Raw genomic sequence first — 24,728 nt, 5'->3', positions numbered from 1 at the left:
TACTGCCCGAGTCAAATCTAGTTTTTAACTTTTGAATTTGACTATAATAATTCCTCAAGTTGACAGTAAAATTAAGATAATAAATACTATAACGCTATAGTTTTTTAGAACTACCTGTGGTCTTTTTGTCTAATTACTGCCCGAGTCAAATCTAGTTTTTAACTTTTGAATTTGACTATAATAATTCCTTAAGTTGACAGTAAAATTAAGATAATAAATACTATAGCGCTATAGTTTCTCAGAACCACCTTTAGTCTTTTTATCTAATTCCTGTCTGAGCCAAATCTAACTTTTAACTTTGTACCATAATAATTCCTCAAATTACATTAATTTTGTTGAGGACTCTTCGCAATACCCCATTGATAAACTTATGCCCATCTTCAGCACTATAACGCTTGGCTAATTCTACTGCTTGACTAATCGCTACTTGTTCTTGAATTCCAATAAACATCATTTCTGCTACTGCAATTCTAAGTATATCTAGATCGATTCGGGGTAAACGTTCTATTTGCCAATCTACTATTGATTCTCTCAATAATTTATCAATTTCTTCTTTATTGGCATTTACTTTTGTCATAATTTCCATCGTATAGCTGCGAACTTCTAATTGATTAGTCAGTTGAATAATTTCTGGTAATTCAACAGCAGTACCAATACGATTAATTGCTGTTTGGCCTAATTCCATAGCTTCATGGATCATTGCTCTGGCACTTTCAAGATCGGTAGTGCCGATCTGGCTATTCAGAAGGCGATCGCTACCCCTCTGTAGTTCTCCTGCTGCACTTTCTAAAATATCTTGGGCCTCCGTCCTTAAAGTCCGAACTGCTGCTAATACAACTTCTTGAAGTTGCTTTTTTTCTAAACTCCCTGGATTTGTTGGTAATTGACTTAAGCCAAGGAGAGCTAGTTCACGAGCTGTAGAACGGGGAGCTTTTTTCATAATTTTGATAGTATTCTTGTGTTCTAATCTGTTCAATTCTCTTATGTAGAAAAGAAAATTGTTGATTATTGTTCTATATCTGGAAAGGCTGGTTTAAGTTGATTGTTCGATATTTTTTCTTTACTAACTGCTGTTGATGAATTGGGATTTACTATTCCACCAGATATTAAAACTTTAAAAGCATCTTCGACTGACAAAGAAACATTAATCACATCTTTTTCTGGTACTATAGCGTACCAACCAGATGTGGGATTTGGAGTGGTAGGAATGAAAAGACTTAACATTGAATCTCCTAGATGAGATTTAATTTCGTCACCTATACTACCAGTAACAAAAGCAATAGTCCAAATTCCTCGACGCGGGTATTCTACAAGTACCACACGGCGAAACCTCTCATTAGAATCCCTGAGCAAGGTTTCTAATATTTGCTTCAAAGTGCCATAAACTGAGCCAGCAAATGGAATTGCTTGTAATATTTTCTCCCCTAAATCTAACAGCCATTTCCCGGCAATATTTCGGGCCATCAGCCCTATTATTAAGATACTTAGTAATGGTACTGCTAGTCCTACTAAGAAGTTTAGTAGACCTACTAAAATTGGATGCAAACCATCGAAAGGATTAATTTGCTTAGGAATCTTGGTAAGAAAATCAATTACCCACCTAGCAATAGTTATGGTTAGCCAAATTGTAGTAGCCAATGGTATTACTACCAGTAGACCAGCAATTAGGTCATTTTTTAAGTCCTGCCTTATGCGTTGGAACACGGATCACCCACTTCCTCATAACTGGCCAGATATTTTTATGCTCCAGCCGAAAATCAAATTTACTTATTATATTTTAGATTTAGGATTTAAGATCAACTATTTTTGATTCTGAATATTGAGTTATTTACAATTTTAGATAATTGTTGCAACTATGGTTAGTTTTTGCTGTAATACCAACTCCAATTGATGAAAGAGATTTATAATTTTTCTCTGTATCCTCCTTTGTTGAACAAGGAATCAGGAGAGAGAATTAATCAGTGTGGGATTTAGATATGAGGAATAAATAGTCAGAAGAGTTAAGGAAGAATTCTGACTACTAATTCGTTCTTTTCCAGCTTATTCAGCCGCTTATATATACAAAATTTATATCCGAATTCTATACTTTGCCAAATTTATCGCTCATCTACCTCACTCCTGAATTCTTTCTTGATAAATAACATAATTAAATAGAGTTTAGTATAACTATAAATTTAGACTACATTCAGACAGATTATCATAACAAGACATTTAAATATTTTTTCTAGCACTTGTCCACAGAAATAGTTAAAATTTTACTTATGGCTGATTTCTCAGTGGTTTTGGATATATTGATAGAACTCATTTGGGATCTATTTAGGTTTTGCTGAAAAAACCAGAGTTCACGAAGAGGGAGAGATGGGGTGTGTTGGAATTTTTCAACCTTTTTCTCATATTACCTTTATCTCACTTCCAATTCCTGACTCAAAAATTGGTGGTTGTGCCATTGTAATTATTTTTTTATGAAGCAAGAAGTCATTTTTGGAGATAGAAAATGAATGCGAAAAGATGGAAAAATATTCTAATATACCCCATTATTACATCGCCCTATCTATTTTTCAATAGACTCCAAATGGTTTTTATATAGTCAAACAATTTGTCTCTGATGATAAACTCTTGATTGTAAGAGTAATTTGAGTTTTGAATTTTTGCTATAGCTAGCTGATAGAAATAATATATAATAGTATATTACTATATCATAAATTTTCAATCGATTACTATGAATATTTTGGATACTCCTGCTTAGCTGACTTCAAAATTTAGGTTAAATTATTTGATAAATTCTATGAATAATTTCCGTTTTCATCAAGATACTATTGCAGAAGTTAAGCAAAGAGCAGATATTTATGATGTTATCTCAGAACATATTGTCTTAAAGAAACGGGGTAAAGATTATGTAGGATTATGCCCATTCCATGAAGAAAAAACTCCTAGCTTTACTGTTAGTACCACTAAACAAATGTACTACTGTTTTGGTTGTGGTGCAGGTGGTAATGTTTTGAAGTTTTTGATGGAAGTTGGTAAGTCTTCTTTTAGTGATGTTGTATTAGATTTAGCGAGACGTTATCAAATACAAATTAAAACAGAATTACCTGAAAATAGACAAGAGTTTCAACGGCAAATTTCTCTGCGGGAACAACTTTATGAAATCTTGGCAATTGCTAATAGTTTTTATCAACACGCCTTAAGACAACCCCAGGGAAAAATTGCTTTAGAGTATTTAAAAATTTCACGTCAAATTTCAGAAGAAACTATTCAAAAATTTCAACTAGGTTATGCTCCTAATAGTTGGGAAACTATTTATGGTTATCTGATAGAACAAAAAGGTTTTCCTGTGGAATTAGTGGAAAAAGCGGGATTAATTTTGCCGAGAAAATCTGGTACTGGTTATTATGATAGATTTCGCGATCGCTTGATGATTCCTATTAATGATGTTCAAGGTAGAGTTATTGGTTTTGGTGGCAGAACTTTGACTGATGAACAACCTAAATATTTGAATTCCCCTGAGACGGAATTATTTGATAAGGGGAAAATTTTATTTGCTTTGGATAAGGCTAAAACTGCTATTGCTAAACAAGATAAAGCTGTTGTTGTTGAAGGATATTTTGATGCCATAGCTCTTCATGCTTCGGGAATTAATAATGTTGTTGCTTCTCTTGGTACAGCGTTAAGTTCAATTCAAATTAGACAACTTTTACGTTATACAGAATCTAAACAAATTATCTTAAATTTTGATGCTGATAGAGCAGGTATTCAAGCTACTGATCGAGCAATTGGGGAAATAGAAAAACTTGCTTATAGTGGGGAAGTTCAACTAAGAGTTCTGAATATTCCTGATGGGAAAGATGCTGATGAATATTTGAGAACTTATTCTGCTGAAAAATATCAAGAATTATTAGTAAATTCGGCATTATGGATTGATTGGCAAATTCAAAATATAGTAGGAAGTAAAAATCTCAGCTTGGCAGATAAGTATGCTCAAGCAAATCAAGAAATAGTTAAAATTTTAACTAAGATAACTAATGATAATCAGCTTACTTATTATCTTCAATATTGTGCAGAAATTTTGAGTCAGGGAGATGCTCGGAGAGTTTCATTAATTTATGAGAATTTATTAACTCAAGTTTTTATTAATTGGAAAAAGCTCTTAGCTGATGATGAGTTTTTATCACCACCGTTACTGGTAGCAAAACAATTAAAATCTAATCAGCAAAATAATAGAACCTTTACTAAGAGCAAAAAAAATAATTCACTGGAGGTTTTATCTCCACCTGTAGAACGAAGTTTATTGGCAGATGCAGAGTCTTTATTGCTGCGTATTTACTTACATTGTCCGAACTATCGTCAAGATGTCAAAGATGCAATGGAAGCAAGAGATTTACAGTTTAGTTTGTCTGGCAATAGATTTTTATGGCAGCAAATTATTTCTCTAGAAAATACCTCAGAAAATCAAATTAGTGAATCAGATGATTTAATTTCAAAGTTACAAGATAGTTGTTTGGAAACTTCAGATAAACTTGCTAATCTAAACTATCTTTTTCATTTAGATGAAAAGACAAAAAAAAATCTTCTCAGAGCGCCTTTAGAAATTCGTTGTACAATAGCAACTATAGAATTAATTATGTCTGTAAAACGTCGTAGTGCTATTTTAAATATGTGGCAAAAAACAAACTTATCTGTTGAGTCTGAATTGGCTAAAAAATACCAAGAAAAATTTTATTTGGAATCAGAGTGGATTCAAGAATTAGAAAGGTTAAGACTTACTACTATTCAAGATTTAATTCAAGTACCTTTGGGAGAATTAACTAACTAAAAAAAATGTAAATATAGTCTAGTAATTCCCATGTTGGTGAAGTACAAAATTATTTTGTTTTAGGGAACAGGTAATAGGGAATAGAATACAACATAAAGTATAGATGTACCTCATTAGACTGAGAAACGCTATATTTATTAATTGACTACTCGGAATAGATGTAAAAAAAATTCCTCTTTATAATAGCTAGTTTGTTTAATTGCCAAATTTATAATTTTTTTAATTGTTAAAGTTATACTAAGGAACTTAATTGATTACTTTAACCGCATAATACTAATTTGATTTTTGACAAATAGCTAGATTCTTACTAGTATTCAGGAGTCGGGAGAAATATACTATTAATAATTTTTTAGGATAAGGCTTAATTTTTAGTCAACATAGATATCATTGCTACAGTCTTTCAAACTCTTATTATTTCTAACATTTTTTTGTCAAATTGGTATAAATCATAGAAATATACATCAATAATTTGAAAATTTTTCTAATAATTAATATAGCAATTATATTTGAGTTGTAAAAATGGATCAAGGTGTTCATTAATTGATAATTAATAATGGATAATTATTTCTGACCCTAGTATCAAGTTCCTGAAATAATATTTTAATTTTCAATTATCAATTATCCATTGGTAAATAGTAATTAAGACTCACGATCATTAGCAGTCAAACTAGCTCTAAAATATTATGTGTAGGCAGATTTTATTTGAGAAAGATATTTGACAGAAAATGGATAAAATACAGTCAATTTTATGAAAAGTGACAAAGTAAAAATGCAGAAAAAAGATTGTTATGATTGTGGGATGGAGTGATAAATCATATAGCAGAAAATATGAATAAATTTTTAGCAGAGAATACAGGAGGGATCAGAAAAATCAGAATGTAAAATTACTTATGAACTGTTTCCTACTGATGGAGCAGAAGAAAATCCAGTGGCAGCAATTTTGTTTCAACTAAAAAGTTTGCTCAGGAGATTCAATCGTTTCGCCCAAAGTTGCCAAATCATTAATGTTTTATTCCAACTTTTTGCTAAATATAAACTTTTCAATTTTCCTAACCTGAAAAAATTTGATGCCTTTTCACAATTCATTTAGGAATACTATATATACTAATATAGATATAGTAAAAGCAAAATTAACCAACAATAATATAAAAAATAAGTACCTTTTAATAATTTACTTATGATTTTTTTGTTTATCTTTTATCCATTTTATAGTGAAGAAAATTAATTAGTATTGGATACAGATTACTATAATCTCTGCTGTACTTTGGCTTGATATTTATAAATATTATTTGTGGAAGTGAATATTAGGTATGACCGTAGCTATCATTTTTTTCAACCTGATTTTTTCCAATTTTAAAGCATAGCAATAGTTTAAATAATTGGGATAATATATTTACTTGTGTAATTGGTGCAAATCATAAAATTAGTACTGCATTTAATATAGGAATTCTCAAATTTGTGAGATACAAAAGTTTGATATTTTAGGGAACAGGGAAGAGAAAAAAATACTATAGCAATCCTCCGCATATTCGTAGCAAAAATCTTGCTGCTTTTTAGGGGCAACTTGACTGGCAACAGGCAACAGTTCAAGAATTTAGAATTTAGAATTTAGAATTTAGAATTAAGAATTAAGAATTTAGAATTTAGAATTACCTCTCATTGAAAATAAGAGGATTGACGAACAGGAAAATTTTTATTTATTATCCCCTTAAAAGGGGAGGCTTTAAACCACAATATTTCGGTAAGAGTTTCAAATTTTTTATTTACTTTTTAATCTTTCACAACCTATTTAGGATTGCTATATATCTCATTAATATTAGAACCACTATATAAAAAATATATTCTGATTATTTACAATAAACTGTGACCATTCACAAAAGTATTAAAGACCATCAATTTTTTACTTTTTTTGGAAAAGAGTTGAATTTAAAAGGGAGATAAATATCCTCTCTCTTTGAAAAAATGGAATGAGGAGAAATAAATTTGTTTCACTTTTTATTTTTCCTCATTCCCTCTTGCTTAATTCCTGGAAGTTAGGCAAATAAAAATTAATCACAAAAGAGTGTATCTCTTGTATCATTACCTGTAATAGGATTTATACCTTTAGCAATTTCACATAACTCTTTTTGAGTATCTTCTCGTAAAAAAGCATCTGTAAAATCTGCTCCATCAATAATTGCACCACGGAATTGAGTATGGAAAGCAAAAGCACCTTCTAAAATAGCATTAGTCAAATTTGCTTTGTTAAAACTAGCGTTATCCAAAGTAGAATAACTAAGATTTGCTCCCTCTAAATTAGCCCCTTCTAAATGAGCGCCAAATAAACTAACTCCACTTAAATTTGCATTAGTAAAGTCACTTTTACGCAGAATAGATTTTGTAAATGAATCACTAGTTAAGTCTCGACCAGAAAAATCAACACCGACCAAGATTTGTTTGTTATACTCATCAGCTAGAGTAGGTGTCGCGTTGGTAAATATCAAGGCAGTTATTGCCCCAATCCCAGTGATATATACTATTAATGAAAAGACTAAACTGACTAAAATTTGGAAAGTTTTCTCTTGTCTGAAATTCATACTACTTCTGGCTAATTTACTCTAAGCAGTTCATAATTTAGAATAAACCAAAATGAGCCTTTCTTCATCTAGTCAATCTACTTATATTTCCCAAAAAATTGACAAAGGTGTTTTGGGAGAAGAGTTAGTGGCAAAATGGTTAAATCAACAAGGTTGGCAAATACTCCATCGACGGTGGCAATGTCGCTGGGGAGAATTAGATATTATCGCTATGAAAAATTCTCCCTTCACGGATATCTCTAGTCAAAATTTTCCAAGTTTTCCCATTTTAGCATTTGTGGAGGTAAAAACCCGTAGTCAAGGTAACTGGGATGAAGATGGTCTATTAGCAGTTACAGAGTCAAAACAAGCTAAACTCTGGCAAACTGCAGAAATATTTTTGAGCGATCACCCAGAATTAGCAGATTATTCTTGTAGATTTGATGTAGCTTTAGTAAGATGTAATTATACTAGGAAAGATGGTCACTATCACAAAAAACCATCACCAGAAGAGCAACTATCTGGATTAACTGTTAAGATTGGAAATTATGTTAAGTTAGCAAGTTATCAACTAATTTTACAAAACTATATTTCTTCTGCTTTTATTATTCACTTGGACTAAATACTTAAATTGTGAAGAATCAATTAAGTATATATTACTGTTATTGTACCCATACTAATATTAGTGATATCAATTATAAATGTATAGGTACAGACAAATTATCATTAGAGCCTGATTCAAGAATTAACCCAAAGTTTCTGGGCAATATCCTAAACCCTTAACAAATTGGGTGCGAAATGCTTCTATTTCATCTTGATTAGGCCGTCCATGGGAAACCACTGCTACCTGATAACGTCTCATCACACTTAAGGGTGATTGTCCAGTTTCCAAACCCCATAGTGCCATTCTGACACGAATATCAGGATCGTAAGGTATTCCCAATTCATTCATAAAAGCCCTAAAATCTCCATGTTGTTGAGGAGTCAAATAGTGACTCATTTTGATTTTTACAACCCAACCATCAATTTGATGAATTACTGTCATAAACTGAAGCGGTAGTTGATGGGCAGTGTTTAAGTATTCAACTACTCTGAGACACAGGCTAGTATTTGCTAAAAAGTAAAGGTATTCCATATCAATTCAAACTATTACCGCTTACAACTGTCGCTTTTCCCCTGGTTTAACCTCTAGAATTTATTTTCTGCTATAGAGGAAATATTTAAAGGTGGTGGGAAACAGTTATAGGAAGCGGGGCGGATATTGCCGCTTCCCTATAAACAAATTAGGTATATGTTCTACAATGTTTAGGAGTTGAAAATAGCTATATAATCTGTTGTATTTTTCACTACAGCTATATTTGCCCGGCATTCTCCAACTAGATCTATATCTATACCTATATATTCACTCTTATATATTGCGGATCACTAGGGGAGAAGTACCCTAATTTGTATGGGGGGTTTTACCCAATTACCCGTTATATACCCAGTAATATAACCATGACCAAGAAATAAGGTCTCACCTCCCCTTTCAAGGGGTAAAAAATGAAATATTTTCTGGCCTCCGTATTACAGGAGGTAATGATAACTGATAACTGATAACTGAAATGACCGATTTAGATTGGTCCATAGATTCTTATGACTATGAACTGCCCCAAGAACTAATTGCTCAAAATCCAGTTTTACCTAGAGATAGCTCCCGCTTAATGGTTGTAGAGTCCCTCACATACCGTCATTGTATTTTCAGAGATTTACCAGATTTACTCCAACCAGAAGATTTACTGGTTCTGAATAATACTCGTGTGATTCCTGCTAGGCTTTATGGTCAAAAAATGAGTGGTGCTCACGTAGAAATCTTATTATTGAAACCAATCACAAGTGATTCTTGGTTAGCTTTAGTAAAGCCTGGTAAACGTTTTATCACTGGGACAAGGATTGAGTTTGAACCTAATTCATCCTTTGCTTGTGATTATAAGTTGCAAGCAACAGTATTAGCAACGGATCGAGAAACTGGTGGACGTGTGTTAAAATTTGATTTGCCTCCAGGAGTTGATCTAATCAATTTGTTAGACAAATTTGGCCACATCCCTCTTCCTCCTTATGTTACAGATTCACAGGCTCTCACTGAACAATATCAAACTGTCTATAGTAAGGTAGCAGGAGCTATCGCTGCTCCTACTGCTGGTTTACATTTTACTGATGAATTACTTGAGAAACTAGAACAACGGAATATTGGACAAGCTTTTATAACTTTGCACGTTGGTATTGGCACATTTCGTCCAGTTGAGGTTAAAGATATTACTACCCATAATATACACTCCGAATGGGTTGAGGTATCATCCTTAACTGTAGACAAAATCAACGAAACAAAGGCTAAGGGTGGACGAATTATTGCAGTGGGAACCACAGTAGTTAGAGCTATTGAAGCAGCAGTACTAGCTAATGATAATTATGGCAGCTATCAATCTTTAATTAGACCATTTTGTGATTATACTGATATATTTATTTATCCTGGTTACAAGTGGCGGGTGGTAGAAGGTTTAATTACTAATTTTCATTTGCCACGTTCTAGTTTGTTAATGCTTGTCAGTGCAATGATTGGTAGAAAACGTCTCTTAAGTTTATACAACGAAGCAATTACCCAACAATACCGCTTTTATTCTTTTGGTGATGCTATGTTGATTCTGCCATCTGCTAGGATTAATTAAAGAAGACGACTGTAGGGGAGGCATCTCGCCGGCAACATCTGCATATTTTGGGATATTATTTTGGCCTATTCGGCATTTTTTTAGGACTTATATCTAAGGGGCTTTCAATATTGGCACAACATAATGTTAATAGGTAAACAATTCGCATATTAAAGCCCCAGTTAATTAATCTTCTTCTTCCTCCTCATTACCTGGATATACAAAACTATGGGAACGTTGAGTTAATACTGATTTTCCTAGGGATAGTGCTTTCTTGGCTTCTAGCCTTGCCTGGCGTTTCCAATTAGCCTTGCGCATATTTTTCTTGGATTTCGAGGTTCTCTTCTTTGGTACAGCCATAAAAGTTATTCTATTCTCTAAATACGGATAATTTTACAGATAGATTACTATCTTATCTTAATTTTAGTAACTATGGAAGACTCTAACTAAAATATATTTTATTGATTACTTTGTTTGCCAAATTACAGTTCATGGAAATCATAAATTACAATTCCTGTATCTGGATGGTTATCTACACTGACGTAGCCAGTTTTGAGCATTTCTTTCATAGTTTCTTCTACTTCTGCAAAGCTAGCTCCTGTTACCATAACTCCTTGAGTAACAGATAATTTTCCTCCCTTTGTAGAAGCTGCTTTCAGTAATGCAAGCATTAATTGTTGACGGGTTTGTGGAGCAGAAGCTTTCATCGCTATTGCTCCATTTGATTGATATAATGGTACTCCTTGAGATGAAATGCCTAATTTAGTTTTGACTTTGGCGTTGTGTTCTTCTACCATACTGGGAATTAACAACAAGTCTATAAATTGGCCTACTCCAAATAAGCCATATGTAAAGAGCCAAACTAGACCTGTAAAAATTTTGCCATTGTATATCCGATGGCATCCACTTAAGCCTAGTAAGCAAGCTGCCCAGAATAGGTAGCTATATCCTATATTATTCATTTAGATGTAGTCCAAAACATTATTAATCTTAATACAGATATGACAAGGTGGTTATCTTAAAATCCTGGAAAATTAATATTTACTAATATCTTACGTTCAAACTGTGTTGAAAACTTAAGGATTCACCTCAAGGGAAGGTATATTATTAAAATTGAAGGAAGAATTTATTTAATTTCAAAAAAAGAAAAAAATGACTAACTACAGTCAAGTTAGGCAAAAACAACTCACTATCAACCCATTACTTCTATACTGGGAGAAAATCAGATACATTAGCAAATTTTACAACTCTACTGTACTAAAGGTGAGTGGATTTTTCCTGAAGGAAAAATACCTTGTAAAAGCACTGCTCCGACTAGATTTTACTACTTTCTCCAGAAGGAGTAGCGAGATGCACTCGTAAGCTCCCTCATCCTTCATGTATGATATTTTTAGCAGCGTTAATGTAACGGTCAATGTTTGTAGTTAGGCAATTTAGGAAAGTCCCAAACTCTCATCTCAATATATATTGAGAAACTACACATAGCTTTGCAATTCTTAACACAAATTAGATACTTCAAACCCCTAGACCTTGATAAACTATATAGCGTGGAAAATATAGTGCCGTTTAAACCATTACTTTCTATTATAAATGGGGTCTATTAATATTAGTAGAGCAACTATTAATATTAGTAGAGCAACTATTAATATTAGTAGAGCAATTTTAAACATATCTCACACCCTAGCTCACTTTTACTATAATTAAGAAAACAACAAAACTTATGGTAGGTTCTCTGAAAAAACCAGCTTTTGAAGAAATGCGTCCAGGAGTTAAAGTTCCTTCTAAAGAAACAATTTTAACTCCTCGATTCTATACAACAGATTTTGATGAGATGGCTAAAATGGACATCTCTGTGAATGAAGATGAATTGCTTGCAATTTTAGAAGAATTTCGTGCTGATTATAATCGTCATCATTTTGTCCGAAATGAAGAATTTTCTCAATCTTGGGAGCATATTGATGGGGATACTCGTCGGTTGTTTGTTGAGTTTCTAGAACGTTCTTGTACTGCTGAATTTTCTGGTTTTTTACTATACAAAGAATTGGGTCGTCGCCTCAAAGATAAAAGCCCTGTTTTGGCAGAGTGTTTTAATTTAATGTCACGAGATGAAGCTCGTCATGCAGGTTTTTTGAACAAGGCAATGTCGGATTTTAATTTGTCTTTGGATTTAGGTTTTTTAACGAAAAGTCGTAAGTATACTTTCTTTAAACCGAAGTTTATTTTTTACGCTACTTATTTATCAGAAAAAATTGGTTATTGGCGTTATATTACTATTTATCGTCATTTAGAAGCTCACCCAGAAGATAGAATTTATCCTATTTTCCGTTTCTTTGAAAATTGGTGTCAGGATGAAAATCGTCATGGAGATTTCTTTGATGCTATTATGAGGGCTGCACCAGAAATTTTGAATGATTGGAAGGCAAAATTATGGAGTCGATTTTTCTTGCTTTCTGTGTTTGCTACTATGTATTTGAATGATATTCAGCGGGCTGATTTTTATGCTTCTATTGGTTTGAATGCTCGTGATTATGATAAGTATGTGATTGAGAAGACTAATGAAACTTCGGGGCGGGTTTTTCCAGTAATTTTGGATGTGGAAGATCCTCAGTTTTATGAAAGATTAGAAGTCTGCGTGAAGAATAATGAGAAGTTGACGGCGATCGCTAATTCTAATCAGCCAGGTTTTCTGAAGTCTTTACAGAAGTTACCTCTGTATTTATCTAATGGTTGGCAATTCTTAAAGTTGTATTTAATGAAGCCAATTGAAACTGCTACTATGCAAAGTTCTGTTCGTTAAAAAAGTTAATAATTAATTTTTTGATTTTGATAGCCTTGTATCAGACAAGGCTATTTATTTTTATTTAGTTAAAGTATAGCGCTACGCGCAAGTCATGCATCGAGTGCTAATTGGTGTCTCCATTTCCTGCGGAAATGCTTCGCGAACATAATGTTAAGACGCACATCTGACAGTCAACAATCATCCCTGACTGAGTTTGATAATTTATAAATTTCGTAACCATAATGCTTAGTGCTATATAATTGTAATAATCATAGCAGTGATTTTATAGAACTTTTGAGGATAGTAAAGTACAGTTTAATAGCTTAATAGCAATCTCTATTCCCTAAAAATTAATTAATAGCTAGATAGCTGACTGCTGAATACTTACCTTGAAAAATCAAATTCTCCTAATACTGGGAAGTGGTCAGAAGGCAGTATTCCATCATATTTTTTATTAATTACTTTGACACTTCGTAAATTTAATCTACTATCATAATAAATAGTATCTATCGCCAGAAAAGCTTGGTCGGTAAAATTGTTATAAGTCATCTGATTATTTAATTTTAAATTAGATAAAGCATCTAATAAACTTAATCCATTATTTAAAGGATTTAAAAAATTATTTCGTGCTATTGAACTTGGTTTATCGTTAAAATCTCCAGTGACAAAAATGAATGAATTGTTGGGATTTAATTTTTCTGTTTGTAGGCGGTCACAAATTAATTTAGCACTTAATTCTCGTGACTTTTTACTATCATAATCTAGGTGAGTATTAAGAATAAGTATTTGCTGATTCTCTCCCACAATATCAAATCTTGCCCAAGTAGCTATTCTCGGTAAATTATTTTTCCAGGTAGGGGTAACACTTCCTGGTATATCTGGTGTCTCACTAAGCCAAAAATCTCCATGTTCGAGACAATTTAATTTATTTTTATTGAAAAATATGGCACAGTGTTCATCATTACCTGTACCTGTTCGATCGCTTCCTACGGAAGAATAATTAGATAATAATTGTTGTAAATCTAATAATTGATTTACTTTAACTTCTTGAGTGCCAATTATATCTGGTGCATATTCATGAATTAGGTTAGCTACAGCATTTTTTCTTACCTCCCAAGAAAAATTTCCAGGGTCAGGTTTATCGTATCTAATATTAAAAGTAATAATTTTGATTACCATTTTATTCTGTAGTTAAGCATTCTAATAATTAATAATTACTTCTTCTTATAAAGAATAGGATTGGGCTAAAAGGAATTTTTTTTCTTCTCTTGATCCATTGGATATGGCGCATTTCGGAGCGGCTCTGCAAGAGCGAGAAACCTTGCCATCTCAGTCTACTAGATCATGTCGGCAACAACCGAAGTGCGGAGTTTTGCGCTAGCAAAACGACCCCTTTTCCTCGATGAATGGAGAGGCTTTATACCTTAATTTTTCGGTCAATATTTTCCTATCCTTATAATATAGAATTCGGATAATTAGTTATCCGTATCCCACTCAGAGTTAAGATTCAAGAGTCATAATTGAGGAGAAAGAAAGGATTGGAATAGCATAAATTTTTCAAATCTTATTCAAGAGAACATCTGTATTAAAAGGATGTAAATATTTTCCTATGCTTATAATATATAAATCGGGCTAATTAGTTATTGTATCCCGCTCAGAGTTAAGAGCCAGGATAAAGAAAATATTTGAATATCATAAATTTTTCAAATCCTATTCAATAGAACACTCTGTATTAAGAGGAAGTAATGAGTGCGACTACTATATAACTGGATTTTATATAATTATAGACTTAGAAATAGTAATTTAATAAATTTTTAGTGGATTTTAGTTATAAAAACAATTCCCATACTAGCAAAGTACAAAAGAATTTTGTTTTAGGGAAATAAGTAGAGTCCTTGCACCCAAACTCTCTAGGTTGTACTAATTTGGAAAAGTAATTTGGAAAAGAGGGAATATAAAATCATAAAAAATTCCACCTGAATAACTTGAAAAACCCTATATTTAATCTACTTCAATCTATGGAATATTGAAAGATTAGTAATGATATAATTTGAGAAATGATTTGTACAAATTCAACAAAAGAATGTTACAAATAACCTTGAGTGATTAAAGAACTTGATTTTTGATGTATCTAACAATAAAAATCAAGCCTAGGATTAGTTACTAAGAAATTCAAATAGCTACCAACAATAGATCACAAACATATCAAAAATGTCTAAAAGATTAGATTAGATAAGCTAACAGACAAACTAGATAAGGAATACTCGGAAGGAAACTTCCCAGGGTTGCTACTTGCATACTGGGAAGCTGATCTATCTATACAGAATCTAGTTATCTAGTGACAATAAAATTTTAGGGAAGGTTCCCTAATTTGTTAAAACTCTAAGATTTTCATTTATATTCACTCAAAGTGCCTAAGTATTATCATTGAGAAACAGATATAATAGCAATTTGAAAAAAGAATGTTACAAATAATGAGTGGAATGAAAATAATTTAATCACATTTGCCTTTGATTAAAAAGGGATATTCAAGCCAATAAATGATATTTAAGCCAATAAATGATATTTAAGCTATTTATTTAATCAGAGGCAACGTAAATATAGCAATATGATTTGAGTTGTGAAATATTCGAGACTTTTAGCGAACACTTAATAGGGAATAGGGAATAAGAAAATCTATCTTATTCATAAGATAACTGCTCTATTCTATCCTTTTAAGGAACACCTCAATTCTCACATCTGATTCCTGATTGCTATATTTGTAGCAAAAATTTATCAAACTGGTATAATGACTATTGATTAATTATTACTTTGAAGAGAAATAAGATATATTTAATTGTAGAAAAAAATGACAGAAAAAAACAAAATAAAATCGTCTATATTAGCAAGTCAAAACTATCTATTAAATCTGCAAAAACTAGAAGGATATTGGTGGAGTGAACTAGAATCAAATGTGACAATAACAGCAGAAATAATTTTACTGCATAAAATTTGGCAAACTGATAATAAAAGACCTCTTGATAAAGCAAAAAATTACCTAATTTCACAACAACGAGAACATGGAGCTTGGGAATTATTTTATGGGGATGGAGGAGACTTAAGCACTTCTATTGAAGCTTATATGGCTTTGAGATTATTGGGCATTTCTCAGACAGATTCAATAATGCTAAAAGCAAAAGAATTTATTATTCAAAAAGGAGGTATTAGTTGTAGTAGAATTTTTACTAAATTACATCTGGCTTTAATTGGATGCTATAACTGGCAGGGTATTCCTTCTATTCCTCCTAGCATAATGCTACTTCCTGATGATTTTCCATTTACTATTTATGAAATGTCAAGTTGGGCAAGAAGTAGCACTGTTCCACTATTAATTGTGTTTGATAAAAAGCCGATTTTTTCAGTCAACCCCATAATTAATCTGGATGAACTTTATGCCGAAGGAATTAACAATGCTACTTTTGAATTACCCCGTCAATACGATATGACGGATTTATTTTTGGGGTTAGATAAAGCTTTTAAATTTGCAGAAGATTTTAATTTGATGCCTTTGCGGGAGGAAGGATTAAAAGCAGCGGAAAAATGGATTTTGTCAAGGCAAGAAGTTACGGGTGACTGGGGGGGTATTATTCCGGCAATGTTAAATTCTATGTTGGCATTGAAGTGTTTGGAATATGATGTAGCTGACCCTGTAGTGGCACGGGGGTTGGAGGCTATAGATAGATTTGTCATAGAAACTGAGGATAGTTATTGGGTACAACCTTGTGTTTCTCCTGTGTGGGATACCGCTTGGGTAATACGTTCGTTGGTTGATTCTGGTATTCCTCCTAGTCATCCGGCAGTGCTGAAAGCTGGGGAATGGTTGTTGCAACAGCAAATTTTGGATTATGGTGACTGGGCGGTTAAGAATAAATTTGGTAAACCGGGGGGCTGGGCGTTTGAATTTATTAATCGTTTTTATCCAGATATAGATGATACAGCGGTAGTGGTTATGGCTTTGGATGCTGTGGAGTTGCCTGATGAAGAGTTGAAAAGTCAGGCGATCGCTCGTGCTATGGAGTGGGTAGCTTCAATGCAATGTGAACCTGGGGGTTGGGCAGCTTTTGATGTGGATAATAATCAAGACTGGTTGAATGGTATTCCTTATGGAGATTTAAAGGCAATGATCGATCCCAATACGGCGGATGTGACGGCGCGGGTGTTGGAGATGGTTGGTTGTTGTGGATTGTCTATGGATAGTTGGCGGGTGAAACGGGCGATCGATTATTTGGCAAGGGAGGAGGAAAAGGAAGGTTGTTGGTTTGGTCGGTGGGGAGTTAATTATATATATGGTACGAGTGGGGTTATTTCGGCTTTGGCTGTTGTGGCGCGGGAAAGTCACGGAGGTTATATAGAAAGGGGGGCGACTTGGTTGGTTGGTTGTCAAAATTCGGATGGCGGATGGGGTGAGAGTTGTTGGAGTTATAACGATCCGTCTTTGAAGGGGAAGGGAAAAAGTACGGCTTCTCAGACTGCTTGGGCTTTGATTGGTTTATTGGCTGCGGGGGAAGCGACTGGTAATTTTGCTAGGGAGGCTATTGATAGGGGGGTGGATTTTTTAGTTTCGACTCAGAATGATGATGGGAGTTGGTCGGAGTCGGAATTTACTGGTACTGGGTTTCCCTGTCATTTTTATATTAAATATAATTTTTATCCGCAATATTTTCCTTTGATGGCTTTGGGGAAATATGAGAATTTGTTGGGTGGTTAATGTTTTTGGGTGGGGTAAAGTTATCTATATAATTTACTGAAAATATAGTCTGACTAAAAGATGGTAGTATTCTGAAATTTTTCTATTTTTTAGATACAAATATAAGTAGAGGTACTTCAGAGTGATAAGTAACTATTTTGGGAAAATTTAGTCAGACCAGAAAGACTAGATAATATTGTCACAATTTTTCTATTTTTAGACACATACATATAAGTAGAGGTACTGCGGAGTGCTAAGTCACTTCTATTTCTGAAAATTGTCAGACTAGTGGTCTGTCAAACCTATTTTGATGGGTGATAAATTCTCAAAAGTCTTGATTGATAAGCTTTTAAATTTTGAAATACCCATCAATTCAAACTTGACATACCACTAGAAAGTATAGATAGTAATCCAATACTAAATTTAAGAAGGTGCTTAAAGTAAAATTATCTACAAAACCCAGACCTTTAGCGAAAAACATTAGAAATGAATGACTTCAATCAGGAACTAAATAGTAAAATATGCAGGATGCTAGTATCTAAATATTTCCTAGCATTTATTGAAAAAATGCTCAAGCAATTTGGATTACATTCTGATTATGATGCAATGTATATAGTTGTCAAAACTCGTGAAATTGCTTTAGAAAAAATTATATCTGAAAAAGTAACTGTTGAAAATTTTGATTCTTGGTACAAGAAAATCTGTTTTAACGTCATTAGAAATTTTTACAAAAAGACAAAATATGGAAAATCAACTGAATTTAAACTAAGAAATAAAAGCGATCTAACTTACTTAAAAGAAGATTTAACATATTCAATAGAGCCTAACCTAAAATTATTAAGTGAAGGTTTGGAAAAGTTAAGTGAAGAAGAAAAATTTATTTTGCACTTGAGAGAGGTTGAAGGATATTCATGGAAGGAAGTGGCAAAAAGCGTTGCTGATTTTAACCAATTAATTATCAAGGATTTAGATGATGAAAAAAAGTTAGTCGATAGGGTTCGACAAAAAGGAGGAAGAGCTTTAAAAAAATTACGGGATTCATTTGGGATCAAATTATTAGCACAAGTCAATTAATTACACTAAAGGCTAAAAGGGATTAGTTAAAATAAATATTGTATAAAGTTAAGATATTCTTCTCTCTCTGTTAATAATCTGTTGGTGATGATTTAGAAAAGCTAAAATTGAGTAATTGAGTTAGTCTGAAAAAAATATTGGGGATAGAGAAATTATTGAGACGAAAGAAATAGGAATTAATATAATGCTAATTCATTCATCTAAACAACAACGCAAAAATTATCAAGGTCGTTCGTTTAAAAATCAAGACTTGACTAATCAAGACTTTTCTTATGTAGATATTAGAGGAGCAAACTTTACTGGAGCAAATCTAACGGGTGCTAACTTCAACTATGCTTTAGCAGGATTAACAAAATCTCAGGTTATTCGACTATTTATTCTGGTAGTTATTCTATCTATCGTTGCAGCTATGGCTGCATATGTTGCTAGTTATATTCCGATTAAATTTATTCTTAATCAAGCAAACCAATCAATTCCCATTTATATCAGTATAGTTCTTTTGATTGCACAAGAACTTGGAAGTATTGGTTTATTAGTAGTCACAATTAATCAAGGAATTCAAAAAGCTATAGGATATTTATTTCCTGTAATTTCTCTAATGATAATAACAATTCCAATACTGGCAGTATTTGGCGTGCCTGAACATCAAGTTATAGAATGGTTTATTTTCTTTGGAGGATGTTTAGGATTTTTGGGAATTTTTGTATTAATTTTTAGTCTCAATTTAGCAGTAGTTTTGGCTGAAATTGTTTCTGGTAAATGGTTGGCAAATAGAGTGTTTGTTGGAACATTTGCACTATCTATTGCAGGAATTATTACTAAAATTTTGCATGACTATGATCGAGATAATATGACTCTTTGGTGGGTAGTTATTATTCTAGCTATAGCTATTTCCCTAACTTTAATATTAATAGCTCAATATCTTGCAAAAAAGATATTAGCCGAAGACAAAAATAATCTTTTTCTACTACGATTAGCTGTTGGTATTGGAACTCTCGGAGGTACCAATTTTAAAGGTGCTAATTTAACCGATGCTGATTTTAGTCATGCCATTCTTAAAAGCACAAATTTTCTATTTGCTAATGCAACTCGCACACTCTGGCGACAAACCAAATATTTAAAATTTGCTAGAGTCGAAGGCACTATATTAGAAGATATAAAAGTCAGAGAATTATTAATAACTGGATGGGGAAAAGACCAAGATTATAAAGGAGCAAACTTGAGGGGAGCAAACCTGGCATTTGCCGACTTGAGTAATGCCAATTTAAAACTAGCAGACTTAGGCGAAGCTTCTCTACAAGCTGCCAATTTAAACAATGCAAATTTAACGGAAGCATTAGCAATAGGCACTAATTTTACCAGCGCTCAAATGTCAGGAACTTGTTTAGAAGGTTGGAATATCGACCATACAACTATCCTTGATAATGTTGAATCAAAATATATCTATTTATTAGAAGAAGCCAAAGCAGAAACAGACGATAGAGAGCGTCGCCCTAGTAGTGGATATTTCCAAGAAGGAGACTTTTCAAAATTATTCAAAGAAGTCTTAAATACTGTAGATTTAATTTTCCGAAATGGAGTAGATGCCAAAGCATTTATGTCATCCTTCCAACAGGTACAAGTGGAAAACGAAGGCATCCCCATGAAAATTCGAGGTATGGAAAATAAAGGTGATGGAGTAGTAGTAATTAGAGTTGATGTACCGCCAGAAATAGAGAAGGAAAAAATTAATCGGGAGTTTATGGAATTCTATGATAAAAATGTGAGAGTGCTAGAGGAAAAATATCAGAAAGAGTTGGCAAAAACGGAGAGAACATTTGCTCTATATCGTCAACGAACTGAGCAGACTGAATATCAGATATTCTTGATGAATCAGATATTAAAAACCCAAAATTCTCCTCGCGATATTGCCAGAGAAAAATTAGTTACTCTCAACTTTGAAGGAGGAAGCTTTGCAACAGGTTTTCCAGTTATTAGAGCAAATATTTAGTTAAACGATCATCCCTTACCAATTTCTTTTAGGAGTAATTTAATCCCAAAAGTAGAAATTCCTCAGTTCTATCAAGACTGGAGAGAAAAATATGAACAATTAAGAGAAGGCTATCGAAATTTGGGCTTACTTCCTAGAATCAAAATGAAAAAAGAGCAGACAACAAATTTTTCCAAAAAAGATATGGAAAAAGAAGCTCAGAAAATAATTATTCAGATTCAGGAATTAGAGAAAGAATGGCAACTTATCCTCAACAACTGGTTAAATGCTTCAGATTTTAACCGAATAGAAAAGGAATTACGAGGTAGATTGAACTACTCAGATAAAGTACGATTAATTATCCAATCTGAAGATGCTTTAATTCAGCGTCTTCCCTGGCATCTATGGAATTTTTTCTCAGATTATCAACTTGCTGAAACTGCTATAAGTTTGCCAGAAGCTAACCGAGTCGAAAAGTTAGATATTGCTAGGAGAAAAATCCGCATCTTAGCAATTTTTGGAGATGACAAAGGAATAAATGTTGAAGCAGATAAAGAATATTTGTCTAGTCTCTCCTCCAAAATTACCGAACTTATGAATAAAATACCCTCCCATAATTTTGATAGAGCTGACCAAGAAACAAAACTAATTTAATCACTCAATAACTGTGGTTTTATTCTCCTCCTGAACTTCTTCCCGAACATTAACCTGAATTTCCTGAACAGAATCATTTTGACTATCTCTCTTATCAACATCCGTTATAATTTTCATTCCTTGAGGAGTTACTTCAAGATGGAAAAGATACCGACCATTAATCATCTGAATTGTGGTTAAAGCTCCGATGGAAAAAATTAGAACTCCGCAAAGTGGAAAGGTAATTTGCCAGATATAAAGTTGCCATTTCATAGAATATTTACCTCAGCTCTAGACAGATCTATTTATTAGAGAGTTTCTACTGATTCAACACTTAGTAACCTCTATATTATTTATGTGGTTTTCCAATCTGGTTTTGTGACAGTAGCGATCGCCAATCTATTATTAAACATCTCTTTTTTTCTGACTTAATCTGGATTTAGAGCAGTTGCCAAAAATCTTTCGTTGTCTGCGTATTTTGTTAGATATGTTTTCCATTTGCTTCTCCTCTCTGCTGAAAAAAATCTCTTATTTATGACAATTTAAAACAGCTCTAAAATCTTTACTCTTTTCTAGAAGTAGCGATCGCCTTCTTCCATGACTAAAATCAAAAAACAGTTTCCCGCAAGAACGTAAAAGTATAAGTAAAAAAAATAAAATCAACCCTTATTATTTTTTATAATTATCAAAAAATCTCTGATTTCGGCTAATTATTACAAAATATTTCACGGACTTGCGTTCTTTCAGCGATTTGGTATCATACAGATACATAGCTTATTGTGCTAATCTTCTGTTTAAAAATAAGAAATTTTATCTAAAAAAAGCTACAACCTTATATTTTTCGTCAATATAGGGTGCAAAAATTTATACTTTTTTCTACGGATGAATAAGTCTCAAAAAACTTATTTTGAACAGGTGTCAGTGCTTAAGCAATTATAACTATTGACAAATTTCCTTTTATATTACCCAAAAATCGAATTGTAGAGACGTTCTATGGAACGTCTCTCTTGATTATTCCTTTTTCTCAATATTGATTAAGCAGATATCAGCTTTTAGTCACTCTAGGTTTAACTTCCCTGCTTCTATAAGCAGGATTCTTTAGGAGGGGTTAAAATCCCCTTGGGTTTCCGGAATGCTCCGCAAACTTTCACGTTAAAGATAATCAATAGCTGATAGCTGAATACTGAGCGCTGAATGCTTCAAGAAAATTACTTAACCAACTCCTTAACCTGACTCATAATACCTTCAGGACCAATTCCTTGATGAGGGAACTGTTCCCAGAGACCGCCACAACCTTCCTTGTGAGTAGCAATATAAGCAAACTTCGGAGTCATACCACGTTCTAATAACCAAGAACCGAAACGACTGCCTAAACCAGTACGACGGTTGAAAGCCTCAACTACCAAAACAAAAGGAGCAGCACCTACCTTTTTCAACATATCCTCATCAATTACATTCAGAGTCGGTTTATTAATCAAACCAACATCTATTCCCTCCTGCTTCAGACGTTCCACCGCATCGAGAGAACGATACAACGCATCACCAAAACTCACAATATAACCAGCAGTACCTTCCCGAATTACCTCATCCTTCCCAGGAGTAAACTTGTAACCTTCCCCAAAAAATTCTTTACCATCAGCGTCAAGCATAATTGGCACTTTCGAGCGAGTCGAAAAAATAAACCGCATACCAGTTTGAGTAAACACCGCCTCAACACAAGCTTTCATTTGATTAGCATCTGCTGGGAAATAGAGACGAGTTTCATAAGCATCATCCAAACCATTATCGGCAAACATATTATTTAAACCGAAGTGGCAAGTATTATCTGCCATGTCATCTATCCCCGCATGGGAGAAATGACATAAAAGATTAGACTTATTTAACCGCGCCATAGTAATTTCGGAAATACACATTTCTAGGAAAGCGCTGAAAGTTGCAAAAATACCTTGCTTACCAGCTTCCATACCAAATCCCGCAGCAGCAGACAAGTTGCCACGTTCCATAATACCGCCACTAACAAACCGTTCTGGGTGAGCTTCGCGAATTTGTTTGAGTCCGCAGGAACCTTCTAAGTCACTATCAACAAATAAGTGGTTGCCACGTTCTGCTTCACTCATACCATTGAGAACAGATACCACAGTTTCCCCAAAGACGTTGCGGTTGGAACCAGCTTTGTCGCTAACTCCCAAATAAGTATAACTCTGTTTTGGTTTTTCAATAGCTTCCAAATAGTTAACTGCTTGAGTTATTCCTCTACCCTTGAGATATTCGATCGCCAATTTTAAAGGAATTACATCATGTCCGTGGGTGGAACCTTCCAAACCTTCTATTCCTGGGCACATCTTCCGCTTATTAATTATAGCGATCGGACCTTCAGTTGTAACTGCCTGACAAATTCTTTGATAAAGACTATCTAAGTCTTCTCCATCTCCTTCAAGTACAGTCAAACCATGACCTGTGAGAGTTTTGTTGAGGTCATAACCTTTTAAATAGCTGGAAGGATGACCTGCGATAGTCACATCATTATCATCAATCAGCAATTTAACATTAAGATTTTGTGCTACTGCTAATCTTGCAGCTTCAGCATCATTACCTTCTTGTTGAGAACCGTCAGAACCGAGGCAAAATACTACTTTATTAGGATTTGCCATTGCCACACCGTTGATGTAAGGCCACATATGTCCCAATCTTCCGGAACTAAATTTTACTCCAGGAGTAAGTCCTAGTTCTGGATGTCCTGGCAGATGGGAATTAGCTGCCCGATAATTTACAAGATGTTCAAAAGGAAGGTCTCCTTGTATAGCAGCCATTAAGTATTGGGTAGCTACACGGTGTCCTGCCTCATCAAAGAAAATAGGTACAAACTTTTCTGCTGCACCTCGGAACAAGGCATCTAGAATCATCACTTCCGGCACTGTATCATAAGGGCCACCCGTATGACCGCCTACTCCTCTAGCAGCGCCAGTGGCGGTAAAGAAGATAATTGTGTCACGGCAAAGTTGAATATTTGCTTTGAGTGTCTGTCGTTGTTCATCTGTAAGGGTTGGGTTTGTGGGGTCTAGGGACAGAGGTTTGTAGCTTGCTATATCAATTGGAAATTGTGCCGTAGCAATTGTCATAGTTAATAAGAGTGATAATTTTATAATTTATATTCCCATAATTTGTTCCCTACTTAAATAGGGTTAGCTGAAAAAGTCTTATGGTAGGAATAAGTAAAAGGAAACAGGAAAGTGTTTGAAGTATCTAGTAGGGGAAAATTTTGTTATTAGCAAGGAAGAAGATAGAACAAAGCATCCTGCAATAATATCCGCTCTAACTGTCAGAGTAATATTTATACTATTTTCTGAGTTATGCTTGTCAAAATTATTCCCTAAACTGCTTGTGTCTGCAAAACTTTAATTAATAAGCCTCTCCGGAAAAGAGGGAATGGAGAGTAGGGATTAAGGGGAAATAATTGACGATTTCTCAGAGATAATTGATTTGATTTGTGATTAT

General features: G+C 33.6%; 17 protein-coding genes. 8 read left to right on the top strand and 9 right to left on the bottom strand.

Annotation, left to right across the window (positions count from 1 at the left end; translation table 11 throughout):
• Positions 1-316: 316 nt before the first annotated feature.
• Together nusB and ACP6PL_RS21275 are read right to left on the bottom strand one after the other, a co-directional pair.
• Positions 317-940 (bottom strand): transcription antitermination factor NusB, encoded by a 624-nt coding sequence (nusB, locus tag ACP6PL_RS21280; RefSeq protein ID WP_426547276.1) that lies wholly within the window; start codon positions 938-940, stop codon positions 317-319.
• Between the two features lie 65 nt (positions 941-1,005).
• The gene (locus ACP6PL_RS21275; protein WP_426547275.1) at positions 1,006-1,704 is read right to left on the bottom strand and encodes a DUF502 domain-containing protein; all 699 of its coding nucleotides are present in this window, start codon (positions 1,702-1,704) and stop codon (positions 1,006-1,008) included.
• A 1,081-nt stretch (positions 1,705-2,785) separates the two neighbouring features.
• Between ACP6PL_RS21275 and dnaG the strand changes: the two genes are divergently transcribed.
• Positions 2,786-4,813, top strand: coding sequence for a DNA primase (gene dnaG / locus ACP6PL_RS21270; RefSeq protein WP_426547273.1), 2,028 nt, complete (start codon positions 2,786-2,788; stop codon positions 4,811-4,813).
• Positions 4,814-6,861: 2,048 nt separating this feature from the next.
• Here dnaG and ACP6PL_RS21265 read toward each other — a convergent pair.
• Positions 6,862-7,389 (bottom strand): pentapeptide repeat-containing protein, encoded by a 528-nt coding sequence (locus ACP6PL_RS21265; protein WP_426547272.1) that lies wholly within the window; start codon positions 7,387-7,389, stop codon positions 6,862-6,864.
• Between the two features lie 52 nt (positions 7,390-7,441).
• Here ACP6PL_RS21265 and ACP6PL_RS21260 point away from each other — a divergent pair, with 52 nt between their 5' ends.
• Positions 7,442-7,990: a YraN family protein gene (locus tag ACP6PL_RS21260; protein ID WP_426547271.1), complete on the top strand. Its 549-nt coding sequence runs from the start codon at positions 7,442-7,444 to the stop codon at positions 7,988-7,990.
• 123 nt (positions 7,991-8,113) lie between these two features.
• On the opposite strand, the gene ACP6PL_RS21255 is transcribed toward ACP6PL_RS21260, so the two are convergent.
• A complete protein-coding gene (locus ACP6PL_RS21255) occupies positions 8,114-8,503 on the bottom strand; it encodes a hypothetical protein (RefSeq protein WP_426547270.1) in 390 nt (129 codons plus the stop codon).
• A gap of 469 nt (positions 8,504-8,972) precedes the next feature.
• Between ACP6PL_RS21255 and queA the strand changes: the two genes are divergently transcribed.
• On the top strand, positions 8,973-10,073 hold the full coding sequence (queA, locus tag ACP6PL_RS21250) for a tRNA preQ1(34) S-adenosylmethionine ribosyltransferase-isomerase QueA (protein ID WP_426547269.1): 1,101 nt from the start codon (positions 8,973-8,975) through the stop codon (positions 10,071-10,073).
• A gap of 165 nt (positions 10,074-10,238) precedes the next feature.
• Here the strand turns inward: queA and rpmF are convergent, their stop codons facing one another.
• Entirely contained in the window at positions 10,239-10,412 is a 174-nt protein-coding gene (gene rpmF / locus ACP6PL_RS21245; protein ID WP_426547268.1) for a 50S ribosomal protein L32, read from the bottom strand.
• Between the two features lie 122 nt (positions 10,413-10,534).
• Positions 10,535-11,014: an NINE protein gene (locus ACP6PL_RS21240; protein WP_426547267.1), complete on the bottom strand. Its 480-nt coding sequence runs from the start codon at positions 11,012-11,014 to the stop codon at positions 10,535-10,537.
• A gap of 758 nt (positions 11,015-11,772) precedes the next feature.
• On the opposite strand from ACP6PL_RS21240, the gene acsF reads away from it, so the two are divergent.
• Complete coding sequence (gene acsF / locus ACP6PL_RS21235) at positions 11,773-12,849, top strand: magnesium-protoporphyrin IX monomethyl ester (oxidative) cyclase (RefSeq protein ID WP_426547266.1); 1,077 nt, start codon at positions 11,773-11,775, stop codon at positions 12,847-12,849.
• Positions 12,850-13,215: 366 nt separating this feature from the next.
• On the opposite strand, the gene ACP6PL_RS21230 is transcribed toward acsF, so the two are convergent.
• Positions 13,216-14,010: an endonuclease/exonuclease/phosphatase family protein gene (locus ACP6PL_RS21230; protein ID WP_426547265.1), complete on the bottom strand. Its 795-nt coding sequence runs from the start codon at positions 14,008-14,010 to the stop codon at positions 13,216-13,218.
• A gap of 1,669 nt (positions 14,011-15,679) precedes the next feature.
• Between ACP6PL_RS21230 and shc the strand changes: the two genes are divergently transcribed.
• From shc to ACP6PL_RS21210, 4 genes are all read left to right on the top strand, one after another.
• The gene (gene shc / locus ACP6PL_RS21225; protein ID WP_426547264.1) at positions 15,680-17,578 is read left to right on the top strand and encodes a squalene--hopene cyclase; all 1,899 of its coding nucleotides are present in this window, start codon (positions 15,680-15,682) and stop codon (positions 17,576-17,578) included.
• Between the two features lie 465 nt (positions 17,579-18,043).
• Complete coding sequence (locus tag ACP6PL_RS21220; protein WP_426547263.1) at positions 18,044-18,631, top strand: sigma-70 RNA polymerase sigma factor region 4 domain-containing protein; 588 nt, start codon at positions 18,044-18,046, stop codon at positions 18,629-18,631.
• Positions 18,632-18,815: 184 nt separating this feature from the next.
• Positions 18,816-20,621 (top strand): pentapeptide repeat-containing protein, encoded by a 1,806-nt coding sequence (locus ACP6PL_RS21215; protein ID WP_426547262.1) that lies wholly within the window; start codon positions 18,816-18,818, stop codon positions 20,619-20,621.
• Positions 20,622-20,765: 144 nt separating this feature from the next.
• The gene (locus tag ACP6PL_RS21210; protein WP_426547261.1) at positions 20,766-21,254 is read left to right on the top strand and encodes a hypothetical protein; all 489 of its coding nucleotides are present in this window, start codon (positions 20,766-20,768) and stop codon (positions 21,252-21,254) included.
• Here ACP6PL_RS21210 and ACP6PL_RS21205 read toward each other — a convergent pair whose 3' ends face one another.
• A complete protein-coding gene (locus ACP6PL_RS21205) occupies positions 21,255-21,506 on the bottom strand; it encodes a hypothetical protein (protein WP_426547260.1) in 252 nt (83 codons plus the stop codon). It lies immediately after the preceding gene.
• A gap of 935 nt (positions 21,507-22,441) precedes the next feature.
• The gene (locus tag ACP6PL_RS21200; protein ID WP_426547259.1) at positions 22,442-24,352 is read right to left on the bottom strand and encodes a transketolase C-terminal domain-containing protein; all 1,911 of its coding nucleotides are present in this window, start codon (positions 24,350-24,352) and stop codon (positions 22,442-22,444) included.
• Between the last annotated feature and the right edge of the window lie 376 nt (positions 24,353-24,728).

Source organism: Dapis purpurea BLCC-M126, assembly GCF_050015975.1.
GTDB lineage: Bacteria > Cyanobacteriota > Cyanobacteriia > Cyanobacteriales > Microcoleaceae > Trichodesmium.
The sequence above is the reverse complement of the archived record's forward strand: the minus strand, read 5'-3'. Positions and strand labels throughout refer to the sequence as shown.